Below are 925 nucleotides of genomic sequence, written 5' to 3'. Positions count from 1 at the left end.
CAGCACTCGCAAAGCGATCGCAAGCTATCTACGCCGAGCTGATTGAAGATCTCGAAGCGGAAAGTGGTATCGATCCAGAGATTAGCCATCACGGCTTATTAGTGTTGAATGTTGAAGACCAACAGGCTGCGCTTAACTGGGCCGAGAATAATGCCTCTTGGATGGAAACAATTTCTGCCGAACATCTCTATGATCTAGAGCCAAAACTGAAAACAGGTTTTGCATCGTCTTTGTGGATGCCAAAGGTTGCGAGTGTTCGTAATCCGCGCTTATTAAGAGCCTTAAGGACCATCATGAATCATCACGCGGCCATTACCGTGCGTGAGAATCAAAAGATTGCAGGAATTGATGAGGGTAGAGTGAGCTTGCTCTCTGGCGAAATAGATTATGCTGACTTAGTTGTGGTTTGCTCGGGGGCATGGACATCTCAGCTCATGCCTCATATCTCGTCAGAGATTGAACCAGTGAAAGGCCAAATGTTGGTATTTGATGCGCCAGTTGGTTTGGTCAATCGCGTAGTGTTGAGTGATGGGCGATATGTGATTCCCAGAAAAGACGGCAATGTGGTGGCAGGCAGTACGCTTGAATATACCGGTTTTGAAAAGCTAACCAATGAAGAAGCGAAGCAGTCGCTAATCGACAGTGCTATCTCCTTATTCCCGAGTCTGGCTGAGTATAAGGTTAGTCATCATTGGGCAGGCCTTAGACCCGGATCGCCAAAGGGTATCCCTAGTATTGGGCGTATTGACGGTTATCGGCACGTTTACGTGAATGCAGGGCATTTTAGGAATGGTTTGGTATTAGCGCCGGCATCGGTAGAGTTATTAAGCAAAATAATTGATACACAGTCCTCAGAAATAGATCCTAGCCCTTATTCTGTGGGCCTTAGAACCGAGTAATGGTGCAGGTTTGCTATACTTTAACG

At 46.6% G+C, this 925-nt stretch carries 1 protein-coding gene; it reads left to right on the top strand.

Annotated features, from left to right (window positions below; genetic code table 11):
* On the top strand, window positions 1–899 hold an 899-nt coding region (locus tag A3762_RS24760), incomplete at its 5' end, for an FAD-binding oxidoreductase (protein WP_068758106.1).
* Window positions 900–925: the final 26 nt, after the last annotated feature.

Source organism: Oleiphilus sp. HI0125, from assembly GCF_001635355.1.
This window is presented reverse-complemented; position numbering and strand designations above follow the sequence as displayed.